The sequence below is a fragment of the Rhizobium sp. 57MFTsu3.2 genome (assembly GCF_012932765.1).
Classification (GTDB): domain Bacteria; phylum Pseudomonadota; class Alphaproteobacteria; order Rhizobiales; family Rhizobiaceae; genus Rhizobium; species Rhizobium altiplani.
This window is the reverse complement of sequence record NZ_JDWI01000066.1, coordinates 1-6,677: the sequence shown is the minus strand read 5'-3', so window position 1 is coordinate 6,677 and position 6,677 is coordinate 1. Positions and strand designations below refer to the sequence as shown.

Sequence of the window (6,677 nt, the reverse complement as noted above, 5' to 3'; positions counted from 1 at the left end):
CCGCTTTCGCCCTTGCGAACCGCGCCGCCAAGTTCGAGCGCCTGGCGAAATGTCATCCAGGTCGAGGACGAGAAGCCGCGGGCGATTGCCTCCGACCAGAGGAGAATGACGTTGATCCCGGAATAGGGTGCGCCATTGAAGCGTAGCGGTCGTGAGACCGGATCGGACGGACAAGCGTTATGCCAGGGTTGGATCCAGGGACGGACACCCTGTTCGAGAGCGGCAATGATCTTGTCGGTGATGCGGCCGTGGATGTCGGATCGTTGGCTGGTTTGCTGCCTTGTCATGTTGGAACCTCCGCTTTGGGGTCGCGACCATCGCGACCTGCTACGGCGGTCCAAAAGCCGGGCTTCAAGCGCTGGCCGGCACCCGAAGGGCCGAAACGCCAGTGGAGGACGGCAACGCCGTTGCGGCCAGTGCGAGCCTGGCAGGACCGAAAGCCGCAGCAGGACGCGGGGGACGCGGGTTCAAGCGGATCACCAGGTTCAGGCGGCAAACACCAACGCGATCGGCGCCTTGGCGTGCTACCCAAGATATCGCGCCCGGCACCGACCGTCCCTGGCATCCGGTCAGGAAGCCATCTTGGCCAGCGGTCCTGTGCGACCGCACACAAGGTCGCACATATGGATGCAAACGGAGGCTCGACCCGCCGCTCTTCTCACGTTCCTCATCGACCAGATATTGAAGGAAGCGCAGGATCAGGCGCTGCGACGCCGTATCGAGTACGATGCGGAACACAGTGAAGGCATCTTCGGCTCAATAGCTTTTTCAGCCTTGCCTTTCCGCCTGGCCGCGTCGCTGAGAACGAATCCGTTCCGATGCGGGACCCTGAGTCTGGCTATAGTGCTTGATCCGTCCTCAGGGTCACACAACGGTTGTTCGCGAAGGCACACGGTTCGCGTTCGACGGACAGCCTCACCGGGATAGGCGCATTCAGCCTTGCTTGCCAGTTCGTCAGACCAAGGTCCAAATGAGGATCAGGCTTCAGTCCTATTTCTTCCGTGAAGAACAAGAGGCAATCTGTGGTTGATCCGAATCGCACGCGCCCGAGACCTCGACGAGCGACGAAAGATCGAGGGCTTTCCTGGTCCCGCCGACCCGGAAAGCCCTTTTCATGTTTGAGTACCGCGATGTTTAACGGCATGGAACCACACAATGCGACAACGCGACGAAGCGCTTACATCGAACGATTTGTCCATCTGTGATGAAATCCTGAAGGACGTCGCGCAAAAACATCTGATCAACGATCAGAACGACAGAGTTCATCTCGCGGCCATTGTCATTGAGATTTACCGCCAGGGAGTACGTGATCCGGAACAGTTATCTCTATTGGCCGGTGCGTCCTGCGAAGCTATGCTCGAAATGAGGCGCCTCGATCCTGGCGGCACACCAGCGGCCCTCTAAAAACTCTGAGGTGGACCACGCTGTGATCTACCTTCGAGACATTAGGGACCCGTGTACGGGCGCGGCCCGGACACTCGCGTGCAATTCGTTTCCATCGAAGAGCTCGATGCCATCAGGCAGTGTTCAGCCGAGTTGGGCGTAACGATATCCCGCCCGTCATAGTCGCCGTCGTACACGTAGCGTGGCAAACGGGAGCATTGAGACAGGCGAGCATACCCCTTCCAACTCGACGAGCGCGTCACCGAGCATAGTCTTGCATTCGTCCATTGGGGCAGTGTCACCTATCTTCCTCTTGTCTGACTGAGCCAGATCGTGGGGCTCCGACCACATCGCGATGCGCCTTCGTGCTGACGCCCTCCTCGCCGCCTACGAAGCCAACAGCGAGTGCTCCGATGAAGATTGAAGCCATGGCCGCTATTGGGTGAGGCACCTGTCACGACGAGCATCGAAGCCCACTCGGAACACGTAGGCCTTTGATCCGTTTTCTCCCCAAAGGAGAGCCGCATGCCGACCCATAGCACCGCCAGCAGCCCTAGCAGATTGAAACGCCAACTGGCCGAGCTCGATGCCATCTGGCCAACCACAGGTGTTCTAAACGAAGAGCAACAGAGATTGATTGATGCATATCGTTCGGGACAAATCGACGACGAAGAGTTTCAACTGTACCTCGCAAATGATCCGGTGCTGGCCAATTATGTTGAGGAATTGTGCCAAGCTGGAGACGACGCTCCACGAGACCACATGGCGGCGCCATAGGTGCGGCCCGACGCCTAACCCCTCGCGCCGGACCGCCAAGTCAGCGGTGCTGTCCGGGCAGGCTGATCCGCCCAGCGCCAACTTACCGGCAGTCCTACTGGGCACAACATTAGAGGTCTATTAAATAAGACATGTCGGGACTTTGGTCTGACCTATCTGTTCGAGCCTGCAACCCACATCTCGCTAGTGTCTGCCCCTCACAGACACGAAGGAACCCCGGCTTCCGCTCGCGTACTATCGATGACACTGAAGAGCCGGTGGTAGGCTGAGATTCAAATCGAAGGGTCTTGAATCTCGAAAATCGACAAACCATCTCGTTTTCCGTCCAATTCAACAGAGGAGGAAAACTGAAATGACCGGGAGATTTCATCGGCACGACGAGCCGTTGACGTCGGAGGATCTATCGAAATGCCAGGCTGCCCTTGAGCAGTACTGTCGTCAGAACAAGCTGGAAGCTGGATCCGAGGAGGGCCAGCGAGCGGCCGCAATCATCATCGAACTCTACCAGCAAGGCATACACGACGAGCGGCAGTTGAAGCTGCTTCTAGATAACGCACGCGGCTATGGTGCGCATTGATGCAGTCAAAAGCGCTGCCTCGTATCATGGAGAAGCGGAACAAGGCGCTCCTACAGACGTTCCCCGGACAGATCGCGCCGGATCACCCTTCTCTGACGCGACCTTTCCATCGAAGAACTTGTCCCGCCGGCAACACTGCGGGGCTCTTTTTGCGGCAATAGCCAAAGAAGCCGGCACATAGGCAATACATGCGGCACCCGTTCTAAGGTGAGGTCGGGAACACAACCGCAGTTTCTCCCCCTGTAACTTTTCGGACAGTCTTCCTCGCCCGCTCGTGCCCACTCGGGTCGTTAAACCGGTGGGATTGCCACCGTGTGGCCAAGGATTGAGACCGCCACCAACAGCACGCACATCAACCCGATGAACGCCGTCACACTGAGAGCGATGAAATGTTTCTCATTCATCGTTTGAAGATGGGAAGCGTCATGGCCCACGACTAGTGCGGCTTCTCGTCACGCACGACCATCTTGGCGGCCTTCACCATTGGACATCTTCGTTGGAGAGTGGAACAATTTCCCGCGACTGCTTTGAGAAGTTGAACTCCTCTCAAAGCTTATAACCGCTCTGCCCCGCGTCCCCCGGGGCTTTTTTTGTCCCGATCTTCAGGGGATTTGCCTCCACGTCACTTGTGACGAAAGATACTGGCGTCGAGAACCGACCGAGAAACGGCCCTTGGCTAACAACTGTTGAGGCCTTTGGTTTGCGGGATCAACGTGGCCATGGCGCCTCCCCAGGGCGCCTGTGCTATGATGGCACGGCGGTCCGTATGCCTCCCCGGCGGCGCGGACCGCTTATGCCCGACCGACCGCCCAAACCATGAAGACGAAAGAAACAGTGGCGGCGAAGGCGGCAATAGCTAGATTTGTGTCCAAGATAACCTCCTTAAATGCAGAGATATATTGAACGCGACCGGCGCCCCCGAGTTCCATCGAGCTCAATCGACCGCCGAGGCGGGATAAGCCGAAGAAGCGGTCACCGAAGCCCCGTCTTTTACTATGCTGCAGGCAACTGCTTCTTGCCGTCCAGTTTGAACAGCTCGTACTGCGTCTTCGCGTGGCTGTCGGCAGTCGCCTTGTTGATGCGATTGGCATAGCCTGGAAAAACGGGAACTCGTGAGTTCCGACCAAGTCGCTCAGTTTATCGAGCAGACGCTGCCTCGAAACCTGCTTCCCCTGCATTGCCATTCCTTCGGCGTACAAGAGCCACGACTCGCCAATCAGTTCCATCTTCCGGAGTTAGGTCGGGGTGCAGTAATTCTTCGCAACCGTGACGTCAGCGGCTGTCGGGGCCCGGTTGCCGAGGCCTACCAGCCCCATGTTCGGTTTAGATGCATCTGCACGCGACCTAACAATCTCTGCTGCTGTCTGCTCGGACGGCTGCGAAGTGGGAGACATTCTGACTGTCGGCGAAGAACCGACGGGCTGCCCGGTCGTCTTCGTCGTAATCAATAGAGAGCACTGGGCGAACGTTTCGCGGACTTGCGTGTAGAGGTTCTTCTCCGAAGTGCGGATGGCGCGAACTTCTTGAGCAAGTTTCAACAGCGCAGCTGGGTCGCTGTTGTGCTTCTTGCCGTTGAGAGCGTAGCCGTTCTCTATGTTTCCCTTGAGGACGGTGGACGCCCACTTCCGGAACTCCGTCGCTTTGTTGGAATTTACCTTGTATCCAACAGCCGGGATCGCATCCAAGCTATAATGCTTAACGTCATATTCCTTGCCATCTGCGGCAGTTATCCGGAATTTCCGGACAACTGAATCTTCACCGAGTTCACCGGCCTTATACAGGTTCTGAAAATGCTCGCTGATGGTTTTGTTGCTGATCGGGCGAAGAATGCGAAAGGTCCGGCAATCGCCGTCGATCACACGATTTTGGTCGTACCGAAAACGAGTAATCAAAGAAACTGGACAGGCCCTGCAAATCAAGGAAAGTCGTTTCCAATGAGGGTTTGAAAACACCCGAAAAACCCGTGAACAAATCGCGAATTGGAAACCTTGACGGCGGGTCATTTGAGGCCATTTCATACCCCAACTTCTGGGCGGAAGCTATCTCATCTCGTGCGGCGCACAGACCTTTCGAGGAGATGATTCCGATGTTCACTGCGGCCAAACACCAATCCTACCATTCCGATTACAATGGCTATCGGCTGTCGGCGACGTGCGCCTGTTGCAGGCGACGTAAAGCCTACTCGACGGATGATATCCGGGAGAAGATTGGGGATTGCCAACTCGACGGCCTGAAGACCGCGATAGGCACCGTCTGGGGCTGCGATAGGGTCTACCGCGTCAGTGCCGACCAATGCGGCCTGCGCGTGGAAATCACCGGGAAGATCAACAAACCACCCGACATCACTCGCAAAAGAGATGATAAGCCCAGGTCCAAACTAAAATCTAGCTAACAGGTCAGCCCGGGTGGACTATCAACCCAAGCACAAGTGGCGCCGAACCAAGATCGACGACAACGACGTATCGACGGACAACGACTGATCCGGGTACGATGGGGAGACTGACCGCGGGAGAATTCAGCTACCGCACGGCCCGATGAAGGGACAGTGGCTCTGGTCCGGAATCGGGCCACGTGTGCCTAAGCGATTCTCGCCGCATCAGGGCTATGAAGCAGAAAGGCCGGGAGGCTATGCGCAAGGTCGAGGAATGCTACGAGCAGCTTCTCGAATATAATGGACTCAGGCTATAAACCCCTCGGACCAGTGAAGAAGCGCCCAAGCAGGAGCCCGACCATGATCAAAATGAGCGTCTACTATCCGGCCGATGGGGGCTCGAAATTTGATCACGACTACTATCGCACACGCCATTTGCCATTGATCCAGGAACGCATGGGCGATGCCTGCCTGCGCTACGAGGTCGATAAGGGGCTCGGGGGTCGCGACCCAGGAAGCGTGCCGGAATTCGTCGCGGCGTGCCACATTTACTCGCCGACCCTTGAGACATTCCAGGAGGCGTTCGGTCCTCACCGCGCGGAGATCGTCGCGGATGTCGCCAACTATACGGACATCGTGCCAATCGTACAGTTCAGCGAAATCGTTGGAGGTTAAGGGCTTCGGCCGCGCGAGACCAACGATCAGTTAGCCGAAGGTTGTTCTCTGGCTTTAGTCTTCGGACGCTTCTCGCCCCGCACCTGTATGTACTCCTCCTTGACCATCACCATCTCAGCGGCAAGCGCTGCAGCTACGAAAGCCGCCCTCGCCTGCTCCGGGTCACGATGCCCTTCCATCGCCTCAAGGCACATGGCCTGCGCAACCACCCACTCCTTGCCCCGATGATCTTCCGGCCACCGGTAAAGCAGGCTGTAGGCCAGATCGCTTAGCGAGCAGTGCCGGCGCATGTTGATGCCCTGGCGCTTCTCGACGCACACAAATACGTCCCGGATTGAGATATGTTCACCTACGTATTCTGGCATGGGTCACTGGCCGAATCGGGTGCGGATTAAATCCGACCAGTCAAGACACTTTTTAAGATTCTTCTAATTTGTCCAAACGAGCTCGTCGAGAGCCAGCCGGAAGCCTATCGATCGCTGGGGGATACAGAAGAAGGTCGGGAAGGGATTGACGCTCGCTCAACTCGCCGGCCTCATGCGCTGCAAGTGTGGGCACAAGGGCGCCCTCTTGATGGTGAGGCATTTGTCGCGAGACTGAAGGGAGGTTTGGGAATGTGCGGACGCATCTACATCAAGGCAACTCTCGAGGAGATGCTGCAGAACTTCGCGTTCGCCGACCGCGGTGACGTCGGGAGCCTCAGCAACCAGTTCCCGAGGTNTAACGGCGCCCCTTCCCTCTACTATCCGATCATCATTCGCGACATGGTGCGCGAGCCTGATATCATGGGGCCGGTCTTCGTTTCAGCTCGTTGGGGCCTCCAACCGTCTTGGATGAAGCCGGGAGGCCGACCGCCTCCGATCAACGCACGCCGCGAGGGCATCGCCACCAATG

At 57.3% G+C, this 6,677-nt stretch carries 9 protein-coding genes; 6 read left to right on the top strand and 3 right to left on the bottom strand.

The genetic code is table 11. From position 1 onward, the window contains the following. Positions 1-287: ArdC-like ssDNA-binding domain-containing protein (locus tag AF71_RS31020; protein WP_169684524.1), on the bottom strand; the 287-nt coding region annotated here is incomplete at its 3' end. An 868-nt stretch (positions 288-1,155) separates the two neighbouring features. Between AF71_RS31020 and AF71_RS31015 the strand changes: the two genes are divergently transcribed. The 3 genes from AF71_RS31015 to AF71_RS31005 all read left to right on the top strand — a co-directional run bounded on the left by AF71_RS31015 (position 1,156) and on the right by AF71_RS31005 (position 2,737). Further along, positions 1,156-1,404: a hypothetical protein gene (locus tag AF71_RS31015; protein ID WP_018860438.1), complete on the top strand. Its 249-nt coding sequence runs from the start codon at positions 1,156-1,158 to the stop codon at positions 1,402-1,404. A gap of 504 nt (positions 1,405-1,908) precedes the next feature. Further along, a complete protein-coding gene (locus AF71_RS31010; RefSeq protein WP_169684522.1) occupies positions 1,909-2,160 on the top strand; it encodes a hypothetical protein in 252 nt (83 codons plus the stop codon). Positions 2,161-2,512: 352 nt separating this feature from the next. Then, the gene (locus tag AF71_RS31005) at positions 2,513-2,737 is read left to right on the top strand and encodes a hypothetical protein (RefSeq protein WP_169684521.1); all 225 of its coding nucleotides are present in this window, start codon (positions 2,513-2,515) and stop codon (positions 2,735-2,737) included. Positions 2,738-3,972: 1,235 nt separating this feature from the next. Here the strand turns inward: AF71_RS31005 and rhuM are convergent. After that, positions 3,973-4,740: a RhuM family protein gene (rhuM, locus tag AF71_RS31000; RefSeq protein ID WP_169684520.1), complete on the bottom strand. Its 768-nt coding sequence runs from the start codon at positions 4,738-4,740 to the stop codon at positions 3,973-3,975. Positions 4,741-4,823: 83 nt separating this feature from the next. Here rhuM and AF71_RS30995 point away from each other — a divergent pair, with 83 nt between their 5' ends. Both AF71_RS30995 and AF71_RS30990 read left to right on the top strand, forming a co-directional pair. After that, the gene (locus AF71_RS30995; RefSeq protein WP_169684518.1) at positions 4,824-5,129 is read left to right on the top strand and encodes a hypothetical protein; all 306 of its coding nucleotides are present in this window, start codon (positions 4,824-4,826) and stop codon (positions 5,127-5,129) included. Positions 5,130-5,468: 339 nt separating this feature from the next. After that, entirely contained in the window at positions 5,469-5,783 is a 315-nt protein-coding gene (locus tag AF71_RS30990) for an EthD family reductase (RefSeq protein WP_112666604.1), read from the top strand. A gap of 26 nt (positions 5,784-5,809) precedes the next feature. Here the strand turns inward: AF71_RS30990 and AF71_RS30985 are convergent, their stop codons facing one another. Continuing rightward, positions 5,810-6,148, bottom strand: a complete 339-nt coding sequence (locus AF71_RS30985) for a DUF982 domain-containing protein (RefSeq protein ID WP_169684517.1) — start codon at positions 6,146-6,148, stop codon at positions 5,810-5,812. Positions 6,149-6,397: 249 nt separating this feature from the next. Here AF71_RS30985 and AF71_RS30980 point away from each other — a divergent pair. Next, the coding region (locus AF71_RS30980) for an SOS response-associated peptidase family protein (protein ID WP_210258440.1) at positions 6,398-6,677 on the top strand (280 nt) is incomplete at its 3' end.